This window comes from Mesorhizobium sp. P160187, assembly GCF_057766425.1.
Genome location: NZ_JBYMDX010000003.1, coordinates 481,109 through 500,233 on the forward strand (window position 1 = coordinate 481,109; position 19,125 = coordinate 500,233).

Annotated in this window: 20 protein-coding genes; 13 read left to right on the plus strand and 7 right to left on the minus strand. The window is 63.9% G+C overall.

The features are described 5' to 3' along the window. Positions 1 to 39: 39 nt before the first annotated feature. Positions 40 to 2,946 (minus strand): M16 family metallopeptidase, encoded by a 2,907-nt coding sequence (locus tag AC3CCE_RS05615; RefSeq protein ID WP_488377111.1) that lies wholly within the window; start codon positions 2,944 to 2,946, stop codon positions 40 to 42. A 507-nt stretch (positions 2,947 to 3,453) separates the two neighbouring features. Here AC3CCE_RS05615 and AC3CCE_RS05620 point away from each other — a divergent pair. From AC3CCE_RS05620 to AC3CCE_RS05630, 3 genes are read left to right on the plus strand one after another with little or no spacing between them, the layout of a single operon-like run. Continuing rightward, positions 3,454 to 4,164 carry a helix-turn-helix transcriptional regulator gene (locus AC3CCE_RS05620; protein WP_023683473.1) on the plus strand — a complete coding sequence of 237 codons (711 nt, stop codon included), beginning with the start codon at positions 3,454 to 3,456 and terminating at the stop codon, positions 4,162 to 4,164. Continuing rightward, a complete protein-coding gene (locus AC3CCE_RS05625) occupies positions 4,161 to 4,931 on the plus strand; it encodes a helix-turn-helix transcriptional regulator (protein ID WP_023686334.1) in 771 nt (256 codons plus the stop codon). The genes AC3CCE_RS05620 and AC3CCE_RS05625 overlap by 4 nt, the downstream gene beginning before the upstream one ends. 37 nt (positions 4,932 to 4,968) lie before the next feature. Then, the gene (locus AC3CCE_RS05630; RefSeq protein WP_023725150.1) at positions 4,969 to 5,436 is read left to right on the plus strand and encodes a hypothetical protein; all 468 of its coding nucleotides are present in this window, start codon (positions 4,969 to 4,971) and stop codon (positions 5,434 to 5,436) included. 64 nt (positions 5,437 to 5,500) lie between these two features. Here the strand turns inward: AC3CCE_RS05630 and AC3CCE_RS05635 are convergent, their stop codons facing one another. Genes AC3CCE_RS05635 through motA form a run of 6 tightly spaced genes read right to left on the minus strand, consistent with a single transcriptional unit; the run spans position 5,501 to position 10,363 of the window. Next, entirely contained in the window at positions 5,501 to 5,935 is a 435-nt protein-coding gene (locus tag AC3CCE_RS05635; RefSeq protein ID WP_023725151.1) for a hypothetical protein, read from the minus strand. After that, positions 5,932 to 7,014, minus strand: a complete 1,083-nt coding sequence (gene flhB, locus AC3CCE_RS05640; RefSeq protein ID WP_352624271.1) for a flagellar biosynthesis protein FlhB — start codon at positions 7,012 to 7,014, stop codon at positions 5,932 to 5,934. The genes AC3CCE_RS05635 and flhB overlap by 4 nt, the downstream gene beginning before the upstream one ends. A 21-nt stretch (positions 7,015 to 7,035) precedes the next feature. Next, entirely contained in the window at positions 7,036 to 8,052 is a 1,017-nt protein-coding gene (locus AC3CCE_RS05645) for a flagellar motor switch protein FliG (protein WP_352624273.1), read from the minus strand. A gap of 44 nt (positions 8,053 to 8,096) precedes the next feature. Then, complete coding sequence (gene fliN, locus AC3CCE_RS05650) at positions 8,097 to 8,486, minus strand: flagellar motor switch protein FliN (RefSeq protein ID WP_023671753.1); 390 nt, start codon at positions 8,484 to 8,486, stop codon at positions 8,097 to 8,099. 33 nt (positions 8,487 to 8,519) lie between these two features. After that, positions 8,520 to 9,452 carry a FliM/FliN family flagellar motor switch protein gene (locus tag AC3CCE_RS05655; RefSeq protein ID WP_352624275.1) on the minus strand — a complete coding sequence of 311 codons (933 nt, stop codon included), beginning with the start codon at positions 9,450 to 9,452 and terminating at the stop codon, positions 8,520 to 8,522. Positions 9,453 to 9,487: 35 nt separating this feature from the next. Next, on the minus strand, positions 9,488 to 10,363 hold the full coding sequence (motA, locus tag AC3CCE_RS05660; RefSeq protein WP_023671751.1) for a flagellar motor stator protein MotA: 876 nt from the start codon (positions 10,361 to 10,363) through the stop codon (positions 9,488 to 9,490). A gap of 144 nt (positions 10,364 to 10,507) precedes the next feature. On the opposite strand from motA, the gene AC3CCE_RS05665 reads away from it, so the two are divergent. From AC3CCE_RS05665 to AC3CCE_RS05710, 10 genes are all read left to right on the plus strand, one after another. Continuing rightward, complete coding sequence (locus tag AC3CCE_RS05665; RefSeq protein ID WP_352624278.1) at positions 10,508 to 12,319, plus strand: DUF1217 domain-containing protein; 1,812 nt, start codon at positions 10,508 to 10,510, stop codon at positions 12,317 to 12,319. Between the two features lie 7 nt (positions 12,320 to 12,326). Further along, positions 12,327 to 13,052 carry a flagellar basal-body rod protein FlgF gene (gene flgF, locus AC3CCE_RS05670; RefSeq protein WP_023671749.1) on the plus strand — a complete coding sequence of 242 codons (726 nt, stop codon included), beginning with the start codon at positions 12,327 to 12,329 and terminating at the stop codon, positions 13,050 to 13,052. Positions 13,053 to 13,056: 4 nt separating this feature from the next. Then, positions 13,057 to 14,478, plus strand: a complete 1,422-nt coding sequence (gene fliI, locus AC3CCE_RS05675; protein WP_023710976.1) for a flagellar protein export ATPase FliI — start codon at positions 13,057 to 13,059, stop codon at positions 14,476 to 14,478. Then, entirely contained in the window at positions 14,465 to 15,331 is an 867-nt protein-coding gene (locus tag AC3CCE_RS05680; RefSeq protein WP_352510414.1) for a hypothetical protein, read from the plus strand. Before fliI ends, AC3CCE_RS05680 begins: the two co-directional genes overlap by 14 nt. Before the next feature lie 85 nt (positions 15,332 to 15,416). Then, positions 15,417 to 15,797 carry a flagellar basal body rod protein FlgB gene (gene flgB / locus AC3CCE_RS05685; RefSeq protein WP_023683310.1) on the plus strand — a complete coding sequence of 127 codons (381 nt, stop codon included), beginning with the start codon at positions 15,417 to 15,419 and terminating at the stop codon, positions 15,795 to 15,797. A 2-nt stretch (positions 15,798 to 15,799) separates the two neighbouring features. Then, on the plus strand, positions 15,800 to 16,216 hold the full coding sequence (gene flgC / locus AC3CCE_RS05690) for a flagellar basal body rod protein FlgC (protein WP_023686341.1): 417 nt from the start codon (positions 15,800 to 15,802) through the stop codon (positions 16,214 to 16,216). Next, complete coding sequence (gene fliE / locus AC3CCE_RS05695) at positions 16,216 to 16,551, plus strand: flagellar hook-basal body complex protein FliE (RefSeq protein ID WP_023701074.1); 336 nt, start codon at positions 16,216 to 16,218, stop codon at positions 16,549 to 16,551. The genes flgC and fliE overlap by 1 nt, the downstream gene beginning before the upstream one ends. Before the next feature lie 11 nt (positions 16,552 to 16,562). Beyond that, positions 16,563 to 17,351: a flagellar basal-body rod protein FlgG gene (gene flgG / locus AC3CCE_RS05700; protein ID WP_023686343.1), complete on the plus strand. Its 789-nt coding sequence runs from the start codon at positions 16,563 to 16,565 to the stop codon at positions 17,349 to 17,351. 6 nt (positions 17,352 to 17,357) lie between these two features. After that, the gene (gene flgA, locus AC3CCE_RS05705; RefSeq protein ID WP_023714018.1) at positions 17,358 to 17,885 is read left to right on the plus strand and encodes a flagellar basal body P-ring formation chaperone FlgA; all 528 of its coding nucleotides are present in this window, start codon (positions 17,358 to 17,360) and stop codon (positions 17,883 to 17,885) included. Continuing rightward, positions 17,882 to 19,123, plus strand: a complete 1,242-nt coding sequence (locus AC3CCE_RS05710) for a flagellar basal body P-ring protein FlgI (protein ID WP_352624282.1) — start codon at positions 17,882 to 17,884, stop codon at positions 19,121 to 19,123. Before flgA ends, AC3CCE_RS05710 begins: the two co-directional genes overlap by 4 nt. The last annotated feature ends 2 nt before the right edge of the window (positions 19,124 to 19,125 follow it).

Sequence of the window (19,125 nt, forward strand, 5' to 3'; positions counted from 1 at the left end):
CCCAAGATTTAAACGCGGCCGGCGGCCGCCTCGTATCGATCAGTCGGCGTGGATCTGCGCGCCGCAGTCCCTATCGCCTGTACAGGAATGCACCGCCCGTGTCGTGCCGCCATCGCCGACCCGCCATGGCGATGCGGAGAGCGGCGCCTGGCGATTGCCCCCGAGAAGATCGAGCGCCCGCATCGCCGTCTCTTCGCCGACCTCGTCACGCTTGACGATCTCGACGTCCTTGAAACCGATAGCGGCAAGCTGCGGCATCACCACATCGGGGTCGCCCGCCACCACGATCAGCGACGGATCGAGCGACGCCAGGGCCAGCGCCTGTTTCTGAACCGCATCGAGCGTCAGCTTTGTGCGCGCCGCCATGCGGGTTTGCTGGTCCTCCAGCGTCGATCCGCTGCCGACCGCGCCAATCAGCGAGGAGAACAGACCAGCCGACGTCTCGGCCGATCCAGCCAGCGCCCGGCGATAGACAGTCACCGTGCGGTCGACCTCGTCCTGCGCCACCGGCAAGGTGGTCAGGCCGGCAAATCCTTTCAGGATTTCGGTAATCGCCGGCCCGGTGTTGGCGCGCTCGACGGTGGTTGCCACGACCAATCCCGAGCCGGCCTTCATCGGGCTCATCAGATAGCTCGACACGCCATAGGAGTAGCCCTTCTCCTCGCGGATCACCGAATTCAGCCGGCTGGAGAAATCGGCGCCAAGCAGGTTGGAGACCGCGGTCGATTCAGCGCGCTCGCTCTCGTCGGTGCCGGGCGCCGGCCGCGCCACGAACAGCGCCGACTGGCTGGCGCCGGGTTCGGGCACCAGCAGCACTTTCTGTCCCCCGTTGAAATGCGCCGCCGGCGACGGCTCGACGGCATAGCCGGCGGTGTCGCTTGTCCACGCGCCGAATGCTTTTTCAAGGCTGGCGGCGACGGTCGCGACCGGCATCGGGCCGACGCTGTAGAAGGTCACCGCCTTCGGCGTGAACTCCGCCTTGAATGCGTCCCTCGCCTCGTCGAGCGAGATCGAGGCCAGCGCCTTTGCCGACCAGTCCACCGCTGCCTTGCCCGGCACCTGCGGGATCAGCGTCGCCTTTGCCATGCGGCCGGCAACGCCGGGCAGATCCGCCTCGCGGCCGTTTAGCCAGTCGACCGTCTGCGCCATCAGCACCGTCCATTCGGTCTTGTCGAAACGAGGCTTCAGTACCGCGTCGGCGAGCAGGCCAATACCCTGGTCGAGCTTTTCCGGCGGCACGCCAAGCGTCATCATCGTGGTCAGCGTTCCGGCCTGGTGGCTGACGCCGGCGCCGATGTCGCTGGCCGCCTTGGCGAAATCAGCCGAGCCGCGATCGGCGGCCCCGCGTGTCGCCATGCTTGCTGCAAGCTCCAGCAATCCCTCCTTGCCTTCCGGCACGCTGTTCCAGCCGCCGGCGGCACTGGCCGCGACATAGACCATCGGCGCTTCCGGCATTGTGTAGTGGACGAGTTTGATGCCATTCGAGAGCGTCGCCGTTTCCATGGCGGGCAGTGTTGCCGAAGGCGCTTGCCCGGCCGCATGCTTCGGAATGTCGATCGCCGCTCGCTCCGGCGCGGTGAACGGCTGCGGTGTGCCGGACGAGCCGATCAGTGCATCGGGATAGCCGCCGCGCGGGCCGGGCTTCAGCACCAGCACGCTGGCGTCTCCCGGTTTCAACAGCCGCTTCATCGTTGCCTCGACATCCGCCACGCTGGCGTCCTTCACCCGCGGGTCGTCGACCAGCGCGCTCTGCGCATCGCCGAGCACGTCGGCATTGTAGGAGACGACGCCGGCGCGATCCTTCAGTGCTTCGCTGCCGAGCCGCGCTGCCTGCAAGATGCCGGTGCGCGCACGCTCGACATCGACCGGATCGAGCGGGGTCTTCAGGAAATCCGCAAACGCCGTTTTCATCGCGCTTTCCAGCGCTTCCGGCGCCACACCTTCGGCGGCACCCGCCTCGAAGGTAAAGCGGCCACCGAGCAGACCGCCGGTCCAGCTCGCGCTGGCATAGGTGGCAATGCCCAACTGCGAAACCAGCCGGTTGCGCAAAAACCCATATTCGCCGTTGCCGAGCAGTTCGGCGGCAATGCTGAGCGCACCATTGTCGGGCGACTGCGCCACCGGGCCACTGAAGCCGACCACGACGATGGGGCTTGGCACACGATCCTCGAGCACCAGCTTGAGCCGGGCCTGCGTCGGTGCCGGCACGGCGGGCCGCGCCACATCGGCGCCGCGCGCCACGCGGCCGAACGTGTCGGCAATCAGCGCCTTGGTGTCGTCGATCTCCAAGTCGCCGACCAGCACCAGCACCGCATTGTTGGGCAGATAGTAGCTGTTGAAGAAACCCCTGACATCGTCGAGCGTCGCCGCATCGAGATCGGCGACCGAGCCGATAACCATGCGGCTATAGGGATGCGGCTTCGGGAACAGCCCGGACCAGAAAGCTTCCCAGCCGGATGCGCCGGCCTTGTCGAGCACGTTCTGGCGCATCTCGTTCTTAACCACCGAGCGCTGCAGATCGAGCTTGGCCTGAGTCACCGAGCGGCCGATATTGGCCATGCGGTCGGCCTCCAGCGACAGGATCATCGGCAGTGACGACGACAGCCCGTCGACGTAATATACCGTGCCGTCTTCGGTGGTCCAGGCATTGATCTCGTTGCCGAGCGCGGCGTGCGCGCCGAACACGTTCGGCCAGGCCGGCGTGCCGGAAAACATCAGATGTTCGAACAGATGCGCAAAGCCCGAGCGTCCCGCGGGTTCATTCATCGACCCGACGCGGTAGCGCAGGTTCATCACCACCTTCGGCACGCGATGGTCGGGCACCAGCACCACCTGCAGCCCGTTGTCGAGCGCATAGCTAACGGTCGGCTCAGCCTTGGCGGGCGCTGCCATGCCGGCAAGAACCGCAAGCACCACCGTGAACGCCAGGAAAACCTGCTTCATCATGACCCCCGATGCTGATGGCCGCGAGCAAGCGCCGCCAAATCCGCCGTATGACCGAAGGGATGCCCACCCCTCCCGGCTGCCGAGACCCTATCGGAATCGATCGGCCCTCGATACGGCAGTATCGCAACACCCTCTGGCTTTTTCGTGTCGGCGTTTCAGGCCTTTTGCGGCGGAAAAGGCCGCGAAAGCCGCCCCTGAGTCGCTTGAGTCCAATAATATTGATTTTGTCAAATCGCGTTTGATGTCGGATTCATCTGCGGGTAGATTAGACCCGAATCAGCCGGTCCTTGGGGGGCGCGGCGACCACCCAAAGTCTCAAGTTCCGGCCAATGACCGGCACCAGACGCGGACGGCTTCGCGTTCCCTGAATGGATTCGGCGATCAGCGCGACCGCCGCGCCGTGTGAGTGCTTCGTAAACGTGATGCGTCTTCAAGTTCGGCCGCTGCCAACCCCAGCGTCCGGGCTCAAGAAAAGACTCCGGCCATGACATACAACCAAAGCATCCAATGAGCAGTTCCGCCGCGCTTCTCCAATCCGATACGTTAGGCTCGCGCCTCGAATCGCGCGGCGATCTCACCTCCTTTTTCATGCAGCTTGCCGCCGAGATCGGCGCCGACAGCTACATGCTCGTCGCCATCGTCCACGACCAGGACCGCAACGACGCCCGCATCGTCTCATCCAACTGGATCTTCGACGCCATTGAACTGATCGGCAAGCGGCTGATCGCCGGCCTTGCCCAGGGACCGCTGACCGTTGCACCTGGCATCCGCCCGAGGCCGCTGGTCGCCGCCGCGGCGCCCGACGCCGGCGGACTGCTCACCGGCGAAGAGGCGCGCCTGCTCGACGTGCTTGGCCATGCCGAAGTCTATTCACTGCGGCTCAATGTCGGTCGCCAGCGGCTGTTTGCGCTTTTCTCGGCGGCCGAGGCCGGCAGTATCGACCAGCCGGCGCTGATGAAGGCTCAGTTGAAGTGCTGCTACGCGCTGTCCGCCATCCCGCAATTGATCGCCGCCGTCGCCATGCAGGACCCGCTGTCCGACCGCGAGCGCGAATGCCTGTTCTGGGTGTCTGAAGGCAAAACCACCGATGAGGTCGCAGTGATCCTCGGGGTCTCGTCCAACACCGTCAACAGCTACATCACCCACGCCATCCAGAAATTCGCGGCCTCGAACCGCGCGATGGCCATCGCCACGGCGATCAGGAGCGGCATCATTTGAAACACGCTGACATCAAGGCGGCGGCCGAAGCCCTTTTCAACGAGCAGCGCAATCCGTTCGGCGCCTTCTCCATCGGTTCCGAGACGCACCATGCCGTTACCATCCCGGACGCGGTGCGCCGCTGCCGCTGGATCGCCGTCGACATCAACGCGTCGGCGTTTGGCCTCTATTTCGTCAGCCCCTCGCCGGAACGGGCGCGCCTGGTGCCGAGCTTCGATTCCGACTATCCAGCCACTGCGGTGACAACCAAGTTCATCGCCGGCGCCAATGGCGAGGAGATGGTGCGCCACAGCGGCGCCTCGACAGCGCCGCGCTGGTGGGCCGATGACGGCATCGCCGGCTCGGACGCCGTCTTCCAGAACCTCGCCTGGGCGGAGCGGACGGCGCCGCTGGCGCCGGGCACCAACGGCATCGCCTTTCCCGTCCATGCCGATCGCGGCCATTGCGGGCTGGTGGTGTTCCTCGGCTCGACGATCGCTCTGCCGGAGGACACGCTCTACGAAATCCACGCCCGCTGTTTTTCGCTGTTCGCCGCCGTCGCCCGCATTCGTCCGAACGATGCCGGCCGGATGCGGTCAATCTCCAAGCGTGAACTGGAGTGCCTGAAGCTGACCGCCAACGGCAACACCAGCGAAGAGATCGCCAGGCTGTTGAAGCTGTCGGTCCACACCGCCAACCAATATCTCACCCAGTCGACGCAGAAGCTCAACGCGGTCAACCGCAACCAGGCGGTGGCCAAGGCGCTGCGGCTGGGGCTGATCGAGTGATCCGAGTTGCCCAAAAAGCGGTTTTGGGAGAACAACGTTGAGCAATGACAAACAAGTCACGGGGAACATCGGCGTCTACTATGTAGCGTGGCAGCTGTCGCGGATTGGCTGGAATGTCATGCTCACGGTTCGGAACGCAAAAGGTGCCGATATGTTCGCCGTGTCCGAAGACGAGAACACCCAGCATCCGATTCAGGTTAAGGCTCATGCAGCAAAACCACAGGACACGTTCCTTGGCCTTCAGCCTGAGAAGCACGTTACCCGATGGTGGATGTTTGTCGCGTTTGCGCGCAGCGCCGAACCGGTGTGCTATGTCGTGTCGCTGGACGAGGTTCGTGTCCGCATGGGCCGCGATCCAGGTACCCGATCAGGCAAAACCGAACTTGAGCGCTCGTTCTGGCTTGATCGTCGCTACTACACCCCCGGATCAGACCGCGAGATGATCGAGGCGCGCAACGCTTGGCACCGTCTCGGACCGGCTAGGACGACCATATCGCAGATTTAGTTCTCTATGTCTGCCGCGAACGGTACCTGCCATACCCTGCGGGTACACGTCTCAGACTTTGCCGCTAAAATGCCAGCGGCTCGGTCCGGCGAATGCGCGCCTCTTCGATCACCGTCTCCAGCAAAGCGGTGTTGTGCTCGGGGTCCTCGCCCGGCTTTTCGAACGACACATAGTTGACCGCGACCGAAGACCTCTCCTCGCTCAGCGTCAGCTGGAAATAGACGGTGACGCCCGGCGGCCGAAGCTCGAGATCGAGCACGATGCGCGGGCTGCCGCTCCAGTCGACATGTGCCTCTCCGCCATGGCCGAGCCTGAGCGTGCCCGGCAGGAAAAAAAGCTCCACAGCCGAATCCACCAGATCCGACAGGCAAGCGAAATGCTCGAGCCGGATGAAGGCGATGTAGTCGGCGACGTCGATCAGCCGCAACTCGTCGACCACCTGCTCGATGGCCTTGGCGACGATGAGTTCGCGGGATTTTGCGTGCGGTTGGCGGTTCATGAAATTTGTCTCCGCTCAGCCTTTTTGGAGTAGACGATCCGCACCAGTTCGGCGACGGCCTGGTAGAATTGCGACGGGATCACGCTATCAACCGAAACTTGCTTGTACATGGAGCGGGCAAGCGCCACGTCCTCGAAGATCGGGATGTTGTGCTCCTTGGCAATCTCGCGAATCTTGAGCGCCACCAAGTCCTGGCCCTTGGCCAGCACCAGGGGTGCTGAATCCTCGTCGCGGACATATCTGAGCGCGATGGAAAAGTGCGTCGGATTGGCGATGATCAGCGTCGCGCGGGGCACCGCCGTCATCATCCGCTTGCGCGCCCGGTCACGCGCCAGCGAGCGCAGCCGCGACTTGATGATCGGGTCGCCCTCGGACTGCTTGAACTCGTCCTTGACCTCCTGCTTGGTCATCCGCAGATCCTGCTTCCAGTGGAAGCGCGACCAGACGACGTCGACCGCCGCGATCAGCCCCATGACGAAGACGATCGCCACCAATATATGGACGGTGATGCTTTTGATGACGAGGCCGAAAGCGACGGGGTTGGTGATCATGCCGGCCAGGAGTTGGCGGTAGTCCTGCGACAGCGTGAAGTAGAGCACGATACTGGCGAAGCCGAGCTTGCCTAGCGATTTCAGGAATTCGACCCAGCCCTGAATACCGAACATCCTGGTCCAGCCTTTGGCGATCGAGATGCGCGACAGTTGCGGCCGGATCCGCTCGCCGACGACTTGCGGCATGTTCTGCAGCACCGAGGCGCCGATGCCGGCCACCACCAGCAGCACCAGCAGGCTGACGACGGCATGGCCGATCTCCATCATCACGGTCTTGTAGAGCGCGATGACGTCGGTCTCGGTGTCCATCGGCCACGCCTCGGGCTTCTCCAGGAACATCGACAGGAACATGCCGAGATTGACGACCGCGTCCTTGGCGTAGAAGACGGTGAACACCAGTATAGCGATGAAGGACGCCAGAAGTGCGGCCTCCCTGGAATGGGGCAGCTTGCCCTGTTCGATGGTGTCGCGGATCTTCTTTTCGGTCGCGTCTTCGGTTTTGGAGTCTTTGTCCGCCGCTTCAGCCATTGTGGGGTCTGTTGCTCAGCGTCAGGCCGCTTCGCTCTGCTGCGATGAAGGGAGTTCAAATGCCCCCTCTCGCGACAGCCGGATTGTCGCCACGGCAACGGTCTTGCGCGCCGTCATGATGTCGGCAAGCTGGAGACCTTCCGAGCCTTGTCCGAGCTCGGACTCGATCATGCGCCGCGACCGGGCGCCGATCGCCGACAGCACCGACTCCGTCAATGCGGGCGCCGCACCGCGCAGCGCCAGCGTGATCAGTTCGGTCGACAGCCCGTCGAACAGGAGTACCCTCGCCTTCTGCGTCAAAAGCGGCAGATCGTCGAAGGCAAACAACCTGGAGCGGACACCGCCGAGGTCCGGCGTGCCGGCCTCTTCCAGATCCTGCATGACCTCTTCCAACTGAGGCTTGTCCATCTCGTTGAGCATACTGGCGACGCGCGCCTGTCCCGCCGAGATGTCCTTGGTCGCTGTCTGCGCCAGCACGGTGGCGCGCAGCTGGTTCTCGATGATCCTGGTGGCCGCGTCCGGAATGGTCGCCATCGTCACCATGCGCTTGATGATCTCGCTGCGCATCGGCTTTTCCATGGTCAGCAGAATGTTGGCGGCGGTCTGCGGCGCAAGCTTCGACAGCACCATGGCCGCGGTCTGTGGATGCTCGGCGGCAAGGAACGTGCCCAGACGCGTCGGTTCGAGCTTTTCCAGCTCCGGCCAGATCGGCGGTGGTCCTTCCGGCGCAACCTCGAAGCGCTTGTCGCCCATGATGGCGCTCATCTCTTCGGGCGACAGCGATTCATTGAGGATCGTGTCCATCCGGTCGGCGGAATCGAGCAGGCCCGCACCTTCGGTGAACTCGGCCTCGAATTCGGCGACGATGCGTTCGAGGTCGCTTTGCGGAATGGTGCGCAGCAGCCGCGCCCCTTCGATCAGTGCCTTCAGTTCTTCCTGTTTGAAGAATTTCAGCAGCCGGCTGGCCGAAGGTTTGCCCATCGCCACCAGGATGGCGGCGGCCTTTTGCGGGCGCGTGAGCGTCACCGGCGTCGTCATGGCATAAGCTCCGATCGCTGCTGAGACCGCATGTCGTCTAATCCTCAGGCGCTCTTGGCGGCAGCGATGATTTCGGTCAGCCTGATGCCAAAGCGCGACGGATCGCTTTCCAGCACGGTGATTTCGCCGCGCGCGATCTTGCGGCCGTTGACCACGACATCGACCGGTTCGCCGATGCGCCGGTTGAGCGCCACCGTCGAGCCCTTCTGCAGCGCCATCAGGTCCGACACCGGCATTTCCGTACTGCCGAGGATGATCTGCACATCGACCGGGATGCTCATGATGATGTTCGAATTGGCGCCGGACGTGGCAGCCCGCAAGGCGGCGTCGGGGCGCTTTTCCTCCTCCTGAAGGACGCCGCGCAATTCCTCGATGGCGCGGTCGAGCTGCTCGTCCGGCTGGTCGATATTGGCTTCCACCTTGGTCTTGGCCATAAGTCGTCTCCAAATGCTTGAGCTTGCCCGGCGTCAGCCCGGCATGAGCCCATCGATAAAATCCTGACCGGCATCGTAAGGATGCCTGATCCGAACGGTGTAGTTCTGCCCGAGTTTGCCGAACTCGCAGACAAACAGCGTCTTGTCGCGCGCGCTCAGCTTGGCATGCGACTGCGCGGTTTCCTCGAACTCGATGATCTGGCCCGGCTCGAAGCCGGCGAGGTCGCCGAGCGTCAGGCGGGCCAGCGGCATGGTCGCTTCGAGCGTCACCGTCGAGCGCATGACCTCTTCGGAAAAACGTGCCCGCCAGTCGGAGGTCGTGCCTTCGCTGTCGTGGACATCGGCGATACCGCGTGTGGCCAGCAGGATGCGCTGCGGAATCATCACCGTGACGGTTCCGCTGTCGGTCGGCGTCGAGATGCCGAAGACGATGCGCACCGCCGCGCCATCGCGCAGCACGCGACGCTTGGCTTCGCTGCCCGAAAGCGCCCGCGGCACCGGCAGCCGCAGCTCGAGCGAGCGCCGGCCCGATCCGTTCAACGCCTGCGCAACTTCCTGGAAGACCGTGGTCGCGACATCGGTCTCGATCTGCGACAGAGCGCGCTCGATCGGCGAAACCGGCTGATCCGGATCGCCGCCGAACAGCGCGCACACCATCACGGCGATGGCCGGCGCATCAGCCACCAGCGTCATCGCATCCGAAGACGTCGGCGATGCTATGATGGCCATGGCAAAGGCATCGCCGGCATTCGTGCGGGCATCGGGAACACGGCTGATCTCGACCGCGCGCAGGTCGACGGTGACCGGTGCGCCGAGCTCGCCGGCTAGGCTGTTCTGCAGCAGCGGCAGCGCGCGCTCCCCCATCGAGCGCCCGGTGCCGATGACATGAGCGGCCTCACCGCTGTCACCGACCAGACGCTCGATGATCAGCGAGCGGGCTTGCGAGGGGCTGCCAGGACTTGTCATGACGGCGTGCGGTCCTGTCTGTCGTCATGCATGGCTCAAGCCGCTTTCTTCTCGGCGGAAGCTGTGTTCATCGTGCTTTGCTCGACGGCATCGATCGTCGGCCGCTCATAGGACGAGATGGTCTTGCGACCGAACTCGATGGCCACCTGCGGCAGAGCGCCGTTCATGTAGGCAAGCAGCGTCTGCTTGACGATGATATAGAGGCGATTCTTCTTCTCGCGCACCGTCTTGATCTTGGTGGCAACCGGTCCGACCACCGCATAAGACAGGAAGATGCCGAGGAAGGTTCCGACAAGGGCGGCGCCGATCAGGCCGCCGAGGATTTCGGGCGACTGGTCGAGCGCGCCCATCGCCTTGACCACGCCGAGCACGGCGGCGACGATGCCGAGCGCCGGCAGACCATCGCCCACCGCCACCAGCGCGTGGTAAGCCTTCATCTTGTCGGACTTGATGGTCTGGATTTCCTCGTCCATCAGCGCCTCGATCTCATGCGAGCGGGCATTGCCGATGATGATGATGCGGCAGTAGTCGCAGATGAAATTCGTCAGATCGTGATTCTTGAGCACGGTCGGGAATGCCTGGAAGATCGCCGATTCCTCCGGATTGTCGATATGCGCCTCGACCTCGCTGCGCGACTTCGAGCGCAGTTCGCGCATCAGGCTGTGCAGCACGCCCAGCGTCTCCAGATAGTCGCGCTCCTTCGGCACCGCCTGCTTGAACGCTTCGAGGATACCCCTGCCGGTGTCCTTGACCGTCTTCATCGGGTTGGCGACGAGAAAGGTTCCAAGTGCGGCGCCACAGATGACCACCGCTTCCCAAGGCTGCATCAGCACATGCAGATGGCCGCCCATCGCCATGAAGCCGCCGAGAACACAGCCGAGCGTCACCACAAGTCCGATCAGAATGCCCACGCCAGATCCTTCCGCATCACGTCAGGCCTAACCGATAGCCCCCGTGCCTTGTGTGAGGCTTGAATCATGCAAGGTGAAGCGATTCAGCCTCGCGCAAGCAAGTCCGCATAGTCTTGCTTTTGAAGCTGCGACCGGAGGCATGTCGTGTTGAGCACTTTTACCAGCTACCAGCTCATCGCCAGGGACATCCCCAAGGCGATCGACCGCATCGAGGCGGAGCCGATCACCAAGCGCGACACCGACTACTATCTCGCCAACATCGGCAGCGTGAAATCGATCGACGATTTCGTCAAGAACGACCGGCTGTTCAAATATGCCATGAAAGCCTTCGGTCTCGGCGACATGGCTTACGCCAAGGCCTTCATGGTCAAAGCGCTGAAGGAAGGGGTGTCGGATTCCGACAGCTTCGCCAACAAACTGAGCGACAAGCGTTATGCCGAGTTCGTGTCGGCCTTCAATTTCGCCGCACTTGGCGCTAATGCCACGAGCTACAATTCGGCACAGCAGGGCGTGACCAACAATTACGGCCTCCAGGTCTCGGTCGGCCCTTCGCAGAACGGCTTCACCTACTACAAGGGCGAAACCTCGTACTACCTGAGCAACATCTCCAACGTAAAATCGATCGACGACCTGATGGGCAACGATCGCCTGCTCACCTATGCGATGGCCGCGTTCGGCCTGGACGCCGACGCCGAGCCGGCTGCGACCGTGCGGGCCATGCTGGAAGGCGGCGTCACCGACCCGAACAGCCCCGCGAACACGTCGACAAACAAGGGCTATGCGGCTTTCGTCGCGGCTTTCGACTTTGCCCAATATGGCGACCAGGCTACGGCGCGCGACGCCGTCCAGCAGGCGGTGCCGAAGGCTGTGATCGGCGGAACCGGACTGTTGCTCGTCAAGCCGACCGCGCAATACATCAAGGGCGAGGCCGACTACTACGCAGCCAACATCTCCAAGGTGAAGTCCATCGAAGACCTGCTGAAGGACAAGCGCCTGCTGACCTTCGCCATGGCTGCCTATGGGCTTGATGCATCGACCCAGACGACGAAGCAGATCCGCACCATGGTCAATGGCGGCGTCACCGATCCGTTGAGTCCCGCCAACCTGTTGACCGACAAGAGCTACGCCAACTTCGTCAGCGCCTTTGATTTTGCCCAGTATGGCGATCAGACGACCACGCGCGACGCGGTGCTGAAGACCACGCCGAAGCTCTACACGACCGAGTCCAGTCTTGGCCTCATCAAGCCGAATGCGGACGCCGTCCAGGCCGAGACCAGCTACTACCTCGCCAACATCACCAAGGTGAAATCGGTCGACGACCTGATGGCCGACAGCCGCCTTTATAACTATGCTCTGTCCGCAAGCGGGCTCGATCCGGCGACCACCAACAAGGATCTCGTCCGTGATGTCCTTGAGGGCGGTGTCCGTGAGCCCGCCAGTGTCGCCAACAAGCTCTCCAACAAGGCCTATGCCAGGCTCGCCACCTCGTTGAATTTCGAGGCCTACGGCGAAGCGGCAACGACCCGCAGCCCGTCGCAGCAGCCGGTGGTCGACAAATACATGCGCCAGACCCTGGAAGAAGACGCCGGCAAGACCAATGAGGGCGTGCGGTTGGCGCTCTATTTCGAGCGCAAGGCCTCGACCATCACCAACTGGTACGACGTGCTGGCCGACACGGCCCTGACCAGCGTGGTACGCACCGCCATCGGCCTGCCCGATTCCTTCGCTGCCGCAGATATCGACAAGCAGGCGCAGGCCTTCGAGGCAAAGCTCGACCTCACCGATTTCACCGACCCGGCCAAGCTCGAGAAATTCCTCACCCGCTTCACCAGCCTTTGGGAAATCAATCATCCGACCTCGACCGCCCAGACATCGATCGGTGTGCTGTTTGCGCAGCCGACCACCGTCGGCATCTCGACCGATCTGATGATGGCCATGCAGAAACTGAGATTCTGAGAACACCATGCAGGACAGCCTTTACGTCGCCCTTTCCTCGCAGATCGCGCTTGAGCGCCGTCTCGACACCATCGCCGATAATGTCGCCAACGCCTCGACCATCGGCTTTCGCGCCACCGGCGTGAAGTTCGAGGATGTCGTCTCCGGCAGCGGCCCCAAATCGGTGTCCTTCGCCTCCTCCGGCAAGACCTATTTGTCCGGCGCGCATGGCGCGATGACGCAGACCGGCAACCCGTTCGACTTCGCCGTCCAGGGCGATGCCTGGTTCGGCATCGACACCCCGGCCGGCACCGTGATGACGCGCGACGGACGTTTTTCGATGAACGAGAACGGCGAGTTGATGTCGCTCGAGGGCCATCCGGTGCTGGATGCCGGCGGCGCGCCGATCCAGCTTGACCCGCGCGACGGTCCGCCCAAGGCGGGCGCCGATGGCTCGCTGCGCCAAGGCGACAAGCTTGTCGGCGCCATCGGCCTGTTCAATTTCGACCCCGGTCCGAACTTCGTCCGCTACGGCAATTCTGGCATCGTGCCCGCGCGTGCGCCGGAGCCGGTCACCGACCGTTCCGATCTCGGCGTCGCGCAAGGCTATGTCGAGGAATCCAATGTCAATCCGGTGCTCGAAATGACGCGCCTGATCATGGTCCAGCGCGCCTTCGAGAACACCGCCGCGCTGATGCGCCAGACCGACGCCTCGACCGACGACGCCATCAAGACGCTCGGCTCCAAGTCGTAGCAGCATGTCGAGCAGCAAATCATCGATACGCGCGCTTGAACGGCAACCGGAGACAGCACCGGAAAACCGGCTGGCTGCGCTGGAGCGGATCTGGCGCCGCTTCGATGACACCGAGACGTTGCTGCGGCGCGGCGGCCGTGTTTCGGAGGTTTCGCCAACGCATTACAAGGTGCGCGGCCTGTCTGAAGTCGCCAGGCTTGGCGACCTCGTCGAACAGCGCGGCAATGCCGGCACGCGCCGCGGCGAGATCGTCAGGATCGGCCGCGACGAAGTCGTCATCGCCCCTTTCGAACGCAGCGCCGACGCCGGCATCGGCGACGCCGTGTTTCGCCGCGGCCCGCTGACGGTAACGCCGCATGCTTCGTGGCGCGGGCGCGCCATCGACGCGCTGACCCGCGTCATCGACGGCGGCCCGCCGCTGATCAGGATCGGCGAGGCTGCGAGCGGCGACGGCACAACGCCCGGCGCCATGGCGCGGCAGCGCGTCGGCACCGCCTTCACGACCGGGGTCAAGGTGATCGACATCTTCACGCCGCTCTGCCTCGGCCAGCGCCTCGGCGTCTTTGCCGGTTCCGGCGTCGGCAAGTCGACGCTGCTCGCTATGCTGGCCGGCGCCGACGCCTTCGACACCGTGGTCGTGGCGCTGATCGGCGAGCGCGGCCGCGAGGTACGCGAATTCCTCGAAGACACGATCGGCGCAGAGAGCATGGCCAAGACGGTCGCCGTCGTCGCTACCAGCGACGAGAGCGCCATGATGCGCCGGCGCGCGCCGGATACCGCCATGCGCGTTGCCGAACATTTTCGCGACCAGGGCCATCGCGTGCTGCTGGTGCTGGATTCGATTACCCGCTTTGCCCATGCGCTGCGCGAGGTAGCGACCGGCACCGGCGAGCCGCCGGTCGCCCGCGGCTATCCCGCTTCGGTTTTCACCGATCTGCCTAAGCTGCTCGAACGCGCTGGCCCGGGCGCTGAAGGCCCCGGTATCAAAGGACAGGGATCAATCACTGCCATCATCTCGGTGCTGGTCGACGGCGACGACCACAACGACCCGGTCGCCGATTCGGTACGCGGCATCCTCGACGGCCATGTCGTGCTCGACCGCGCCATTGCCGAACAGGGCCGCTACCCCCCGGTCAATCCGCTGTCGTCGATCTCGCGCCTCGCCGACAAGGCATGGAGCCCCGAGCAACGCATGCTGGTGACCAGGCTGAAATCGATGATCTCGCGCTTCGAGGACACCCGCGACATCCGCCTGCTCGGTGCCTATCAGGGCGGCGCCGACGCCGAGCTCGATATTGCCGTGCGCCAGGTGCCGCTGATCTACGAGGCGCTGACGCAGTCGCCCAGGGATCGCGCCTCGAGCGACGCATTCTCCGACCTCGCCCGTCATCTGAAAGGCAAGCAAAGTGTCGATGCAGGAGACTGAGCTTCAGTACACCGAGCGGCTTTTGCGCGAGATGATCGCAGAGGCCAGTGCCGCCGAGGAAGCCCGGGCCAACGAAGCGAGAGCTGTCAGGGCAAAGGCCGATCTCGACAAGGTCGCCAAGGCTGAGGCCATTCTGGCCAGGGCCGCCAGGCCAGTCTTGCCCAGGGTAGCCAGCGTAGTCGAGTCCACTGTGCCTCGCTTGGCCGAGCCTGCCTTGCCCAGCGTCGTCAAGCCTGAATTGCCAAGGGCCCCTCGCGCCGGCCCCAAAGAAGCGATCGAGACCAGTCGTGACTCGCTTCTCGACGGGCTGTTCCCGGTCACCGAATGGCCGCAGCCGACAAGGCCGCAATATCCCAGGCTCGACAAGAAATCCGACCGCCGCAGTGATATCGTCTTTGCCGCGCTCGGCATCACGCTCGGCCTGATCTGCGCGCTGTTTCCCTGGTATATCTTCTTCAATCAGGACCAGTTCGGCGTGCAGGCGATCAAGTTCGGCGGCAGCGGCACCAATGCAGGGCGGGTCAGCGGCGGCTCGCAGATGGAGAACAGCGGTCAGCCGCTGACGGCAAACGATGTTCCCGATGTCGACCTGTTCGCCACCGGCACGCTGCAGGACCCCGAGGACAAGACCCGGCCTCCCGGCGTCGACGAGCAGCCCTTCCCGGCGGACGCCAAATTTCGCATGGTTCATGTCGCCAATGGCCGCGCCATGATCGAGGACGATGCCGGCCTGTGGATCGTCCAGCGCGGGTCGAAGCTGCCAGACTCCAGCGTCGTCTCGTCGATCGAGCAACGCAGCGGCAAGTGGGTCATGGTCACCAGCACCGACCAGGTGATCGAACTCTCCAAATAGCGGCACACCGGGTTACCCCCCGGCTCGCGCAAGGTCCGCGCAAGACTGGCAGCCTAGTCTTGTTCGTACCAGCCCGGAGATCCCCATGGAGCCCGTCAATCTTTTCGATCTCGCCGCCAAACAGTCGCAATGGCTGTCGGTGCGCCAGTCCGCCATTGCCGGCAACATCGCCAACGTCAACACGCCCGGCTACACCGCCGGCGATGTCGAGCCGTTCGAGAAGGTGCTCGACCGCACGGCAGTGTCGCTGACCGCCACCCAGGCAGGCCACCTCGGCACTGCCGCCACCAATGCCGGCTTCACGGTCAAGCCAGAAGAGACGACCGGCGCCATCATGCCCTCGAAGAACACGGTAGTGGTCGAGAACGAACTGATGAAGGCCGGCGAGGTCCGCCGCTCGTTTGAACTCAACACGGCGATCGTCAAGGCCTTCCATTCGATGATGATGATGGCGGTGAAGAGCTGACCATGGACGCCTTGACCTCAGCTCTCAAGATCGCCGCGTCCGGCCTCAGCGCCCAGTCGGACCGCTTGCGCGTGGTGTCGGAAAACCTTGCCAACGCGCAGTCGACCGGCAACACGCCGGGCGCCGACCCCTATCGCCGCAAGACCATCAGTTTCGTCTCGGAACTCGACCGTGCCTCGGGTGGCACGACGGTTGAGGTCAACTCGATCGACCGCGACCCCAGCGACTTTCCCGTCGAGTTCCAGCCCGGTAACGAGGCCGCCGACGACAAGGGCTACGTCAAGATGCCCAATGTCAACGTGCTGGTCGAGATGGCCGACATGAGCGAAGCCAACCGCTCCTACGAAGCCAACCTTCAGGTCATCAAGCAGGCGCGTGATCTGATCTCCATGACCATCGACCTGATGAGGAACCAGTAATGATCAGCGGCATTGGCGGTATCGGATCGCTTCCCCTCAAGCCGGAGATCGGTGGCGCCGATACCACGACCGACCTGTTCCAGGGCACCAGGGCGCCGATGGCCGGCAGCGAAATCGGCGCCACCTTCGCCGAAGCGCTGAGCCAGGCTGCTTCAAAGACCGTCAACACCTTGCAGAACGCCGAGCAGGTCTCGATCCAGGCGCTCAAGGGCGACGCCGATACCCGTCAGGTCGTCGACGCCGTCATGAGCGCCCAGCAGGCCCTGCAGACCACGATCGCCATCCGCGACAAGGTCGTCTCCGCCTATCTCGAAATCAGCCGTATGGGCATCTGAGGAGACTTGCCGTGAAAGCACTCGCCATCGCAGCGACCGGCATGAATGCCCAGCAGACCAATCTGGAAGTGATCGCCAACAACATCGCCAACATCAACACCACCGGCTACAAGCGCGCGCGCGCCGAATTCTCCGACCTGCTCTACCAGGTCGACCGCACGCAGGGCGTGCCCAACCGCTCCAATTCATCGCTGGTGCCGGAAGGCGTGTCGATTGGCCTTGGCGTCAAGACGACGGCGGTGCGCAACGTCCATACCCAGGGCGAACTGACCTCGACCGGCAACAGTTTCGACATGGCGCTGACCGGCCGCGGCTGGTTCCAGATCGAGGGCGCCGACGGCGGCACACTCTACAGCCGCGCCGGCGCCTTCAACACCAACGCCACCGGCCAGCTGGTGACCGTCGACGGCGCCAATGTCATCCCGGCCATCACCGTGCCGACCGATGCCATCGAAGTTGTCGTCAACAAGACCGGCCAGGTCTTTGCCCGCATCGACGGCCAGACCGACCTCCAGCTGCTGGGCCAGCTGCAGCTCGCCAACTTCGCCAATGAAGCAGGCCTCGCGCCGCTCGGCGACAATCTGTTCCAGGAGACGCCGGCCTCCGGCCCGGCCAATGTCGGCGTGCCCGGCGATCCCGGCTTCGCCTCGGTCGAGCAGGGTTATCTCGAGGCCTCCAACGTCGATCCGGTCAAGGAAATCACCGAGCTGATCTCGGCGCAGCGCGCCTATGAGATGAACTCCAAGGTCATCCAGGCCGCCGACGACATGGCCTCCGTCGTGTCCAAGAACATCAGGTAAGATTTGATGGTCTCTCCGGCCTTCCGCTCCGCGCTTTGCCGCACCGCGCTGATCCTGGCGCTGGTGGCCGGCGGTGTGCCGGCGTTTGCCCAGGAGAGCGCAGACCAGCAGACCACCACTCAGGTCGCGAGCAGTCAGGCAACCGGCGAGATCGTTCTGATCCCCAACCGGGTCATTTATCCCGGCGAGATGATCGACACCGGCGTGCTGAAACCGGTGACGCTGCTCCCCGGCAAGCACAGGCCAGATGCGGTCGCCACGCGGGCCATGGAACTCCAGGGCAAGGTCGCCAAGCGCACGCTGCTGCCCGGCCGCTATATCCCGGTCGCCGCCATCCGCGACGCCTGGCTGGTCGAACAGGGCGCCGACGTGCAGGTCTATTTCATCGCCGGCGACCTCACCATTTCGGCCACGGCGGTGTCGCTGCAGCCGGGTGCCGCCGGCGATTTGATAAAGGTCCGCAACACAGACAGCGGCAAGATCTTTTCCGGCACGGTGATGGCTGACGGCACCATCCGGGTCAGCGCGTCATGAGACGCGGAGCTGCCCTTCTGCTCGCGGCCGTTGTCGGCCTGCAGCCGGCGCTGGCCGACGGTCTTACGCCGAAGCAAAAGCGCGATCTTGCCGGCCAGAATGGCGGCGCCTTTGTCGATCCCGAATACGATCCGGCCACCACCAACCGCATGTTCAGGGTCTCCAACGGCCCAAGCTCTCTGCCACCCGGCCAGGTCGCATCGCGCATCAAGGACATTGCGCAGCTGCAGGCTTCGCGCGACAACCAGCTCATCGGCTACGGCCTCGTCATCGGCCTCGCCGGATCGGGCGACAGCCTGCGCAATTCGCCCTTCACCGAACAGTCGATCCGCGCCATGCTCGAAAATCTCGGCATCGCCACCGAAGGTGGCAGCGCGCGGGCCAAGAACGTCGCCGCCGTCATCGTCACCGCCAACATGCCGCCTTACGTGCAGTCGGGCGCCCGCATCGACATCGACGTCTCCTCCATGGGCGACGCCACATCGCTTGCCGGCGGCACGCTGATAATGACGCCACTGAAGGCGGCCGATGGCGAGATCTATGCTGTCGGGCAAGGCTCGGTCATCGTTTCCGGCTTCACCGCCCAAGGCGATGCCGAAAAGCTGACGCAGGGCGTGCCGACGGCCGGCCGCGTGCCCAACGGCGCCATCGTCGAGCGCACTGTGCGCGCCGAATTCGAGGACCAGGCGCTGCTCACCTTGCAATTGCGCAACCCCGATTTCTCCACTGCCGTTCGCATCGCCGACGCCATCAACGGCTACACCTCGCAACGCTTCGGCATGCGTGTGGCGGCGGAGCGCGATGCACGCACCGTGCAGATCAGGCGGCCGAAGAATGTTTCGGCGGCGCGCTTCTACGCCGAGATCGAGAATTTGGTGGTCGAGACCGACACGCCGGCACGCGTCGTCATCGACGAACGCACCGGCACCATCGTCATCGGCAACGAGGTCAAGATCTCGCGGGTGGCGATCAGCCACGGCACGCTCACCGTGCGGATCACCGAACAGCCGAAGATCGTCCAGCCGGAACCGTTCTCCAAGGGCGTGACAGCGGAGGAACCCTTCACCACCATCGATGCCACGCGGCCTGACGCCCGCGTCAATGTGCTCGACGGACCGAACCTCGAAACGCTGGTGTCGGGCCTCAACCGTCTCGGCGTCAAGCCGGACGGCATCATTGCCATTTTGCAAGGCATCAAGTCGGCCGGCGCTTTGCAGGCCGATCTGGTTCTCCAATAGGC